The 2,526-nt window shown below is 57.4% G+C and carries 4 protein-coding genes and 1 pseudogene; all 5 read right to left on the reverse strand.

The window, feature by feature from the left end; genetic code table 11:
• Window positions 1-156: 156 nt before the first annotated feature.
• A complete protein-coding gene (locus tag D5281_RS26320) occupies window positions 157-642 on the reverse strand; it encodes a hypothetical protein (protein ID WP_022751592.1) in 486 nt (161 codons plus the stop codon).
• Entirely contained in the window at window positions 643-918 is a 276-nt protein-coding gene (locus D5281_RS24550) for a hypothetical protein (protein WP_160562480.1), read from the reverse strand.
• Window positions 915-1,508, reverse strand: a complete 594-nt coding sequence (locus D5281_RS24555; RefSeq protein WP_408637316.1) for a DUF4316 domain-containing protein — start codon at window positions 1,506-1,508, stop codon at window positions 915-917. The genes D5281_RS24550 and D5281_RS24555 overlap by 4 nt, the downstream gene beginning before the upstream one ends.
• Before the next feature lie 23 nt (window positions 1,509-1,531).
• A pseudogene (locus tag D5281_RS27300) lies at window positions 1,532-1,750 on the reverse strand (helix-turn-helix domain-containing protein); the annotation flags it as partial.
• A 5-nt stretch (window positions 1,751-1,755) separates the two neighbouring features.
• Window positions 1,756-2,490 carry a DNA topoisomerase gene (locus D5281_RS24565; RefSeq protein ID WP_330585329.1) on the reverse strand — a complete coding sequence of 245 codons (735 nt, stop codon included), beginning with the start codon at window positions 2,488-2,490 and terminating at the stop codon, window positions 1,756-1,758.
• Window positions 2,491-2,526 lie beyond the last annotated feature (36 nt).

Consider the following 2,526-nt stretch of genomic DNA (forward strand, 5'->3'; position numbering starts at 1 on the left):
TTCTCTTTCTCTATGCTGATGTCATTATATCGGTTAATTCTGTGACAATCAATCAGATTTATTTGAAGCCAGAATAAATGGGCGGCAACATCCCTCCTTTTTCGCAAAATAAAAGCCCGGAACAGGTGCGTCCTGCTCCGGGTGTGTGGATGGTTGTTATGATTCTTCTTCGGGGAGTTCCCAGGGGGAAAGCCCCATTTCTTCCCATGTTACGCCATAGGGTGCGCCGCCGGAGGTGTAACCGGCGATAAAATAAAAGCGGTCGTCCGAATCCGGGAAGCGGTCATAAAAGGATTGCTGTTTCTTTGCCTCCCGTTCCCGCCGCAGATGCTCCTGGCGTTTCTGTTCCGCCTGCCGCTTCACCGCTGCCTGCTCCGGGGTCAGTGCGCCGATTTCCTCTAAGTCATTCAGCGCGGTCGGCACATCGACCTTGAATTTTTCCCGGTAGGCGCGGACAAGGTGCGTCCCCGTATAGGAGGGGAGCCATTGCCGCGCCATGCGGATGCGGGCAGCGTGGCGCGCCGCTTTATTCTTCTGTTTTGCCCATTTGGGGGTAGTGCTGTTTTTCACGTTCTGCATCCTCCGCGTTTTTCCCATTTGTCTGCCGGATTTGATTATACCACAGCCGGACAGCGGGGACAATCAGCCGCCGCGCCTTTTCTTGTTCATCTGATCCAGCACCGCCCGCTGTGCAGGGGTAAGGACACGGGGTGGGGTAATGCGTACCCATTTTTTCGGCAGTTCAAAGGAAAGCCCGCCATATCCATTGTCCCCGGTCTGCCGTACCTGTCCGGGGTAAGTGCCGCACAGTTCGGAAAGCTGCCGGCAAAGGGCGGCATTGTGGGTGTAGATGCTGGCGGCGGCTTCTGCTTCATTATACAGCACGATGGTTTCCCTCTCGGTTCCGGACAGCTTCATCGCTCCACCTCCTGTCCGCGCGGGGGCTTCTTTGGCGTATCGTGATCTCTGGCGGCATCCTGCCGGCACTGGCTGAGGGCATCCAGCACAGAGGGCTTTGGCGGCGGTTCATTGTTGATGATGCCGTCAATCTGGTTATAGTTTCCCTCCGCGCTCATTTCAGCGGCGGCAAGGTAGTTTTCCGGGCGCACCTCCTGAAAGGCGCGGACTTTGCCGTCCTCCGCCAGCACCGGCACATAGAGCCGCCCGGTATGCAGGTACACCCCGTCCAGCCCCGCGCCGCCTTTATAGCGGCCTGCGCTGTCACGCTCGCACTCCAAAAGGGCGGTTCCGTCTGCCAGAAGATAGCCGGGTTCCGTGCGCTGGTAGAGCCAGCCATAGGGGACGCCAATCTGACGGATGGCGATTTCTTCCCCAATCAAAAGGTCTTTTTGTTCCTCTTTCTTCATTCCGTATCCACCTCCCCCGCAGCACGGACAGCGGCAGCCATTGCATAAATGGCATCGTCCAGCGCGTCCATGACTTCCTCCGGCTCGGTATCGGCCATTGCCAGCAGGGTTTCCACCGTTTCCTCCGACAAGCCCAGCCATGCCGCCACTTCCGGCACGTTGGGCAGGCTCTGGCTGCTCTCAAAGAAGTAGGAGTAGGGCATCCCGAACCGTCTGGCGATCTCCTGAAGCTGGTACACATCCGGCGCGGCGGAGCCGTTCAGCCAGCGGTTCATTTCCGGCAGTTCCACGTTCAGGGCTTGCGCCAGTTCAGCGGCGTCCGTGCCGCTGATGGCCAGGAGGTTGTGCAGGTTGCGGTTAAATGCGTTCATGTTCTTTTCCATAAGCGTCAGTTTCCTTTCTTTTTAGGGGTTTTGGGGTCAAATTCCAGCTTAAAGCGGACAAATTTCTCTCCGGTGTCCTCCATCACAACAGTCGCGTCATAGAGGACGCCTTTTTTCTCGGAAAACAGGCCGGTCATAGCGACGCGCCCGTTTTTCAGCAGGGCGGCGGCAACCTTGCGGGTCAGCTCCTTGCGCTTCCCGGTAAAGAAGCGGTCGTTCTTCCAGAGGGCAAAGCCGCAGGGGGGCGTGGCGTTCCAGCCCTCGCAGAAGAAACTCTTTTTGCCCTCCACCACGTTTTTGCCGCAACGGGGGCAGATACCGATTACCGTGCGCCCGGATGCAGACAGGGCGGCGTTTGCCACGGTCACGTCCTGATAGCCTTTGATAAGTTCGGTGAGCATAGCGGAAATGCCCGCCATAAAGTCCTCCGGGGAGAGTTCCCCGCGCTCCACCGCGCCCAGCCGTTCCTCCCATTCAGCGGTCAGCCTGGCGGATTTCAGCGTATCGGGCATTACCTTGATAAGTTCCGTGCCTTTTTCCGTGGGGAGAAGCTGCTTTTTCTTCCGCTCCACAAAGCCGGAGCGCACCAGCTTTTCAATCATGCCGGCGCGGGTGGCCGGAGTGCCAAGCCCCTTGCGCTCCACGTCCTCCAACTTTGCAAAATCCTCCGCGCTGGCGTGTTCCATTGCGGAGAGCAGCGTGTCCTCTGATAAGAGTTGTAAAGTGTTGACGTGGATTATTTATGATTTTTTTCAAGGCACTCATTGATAATCAGC

Source organism: Parablautia muri (genome assembly GCF_009917485.1).
Lineage (GTDB): Bacteria > Bacillota > Clostridia > Lachnospirales > Lachnospiraceae > Suilimivivens > Suilimivivens muri.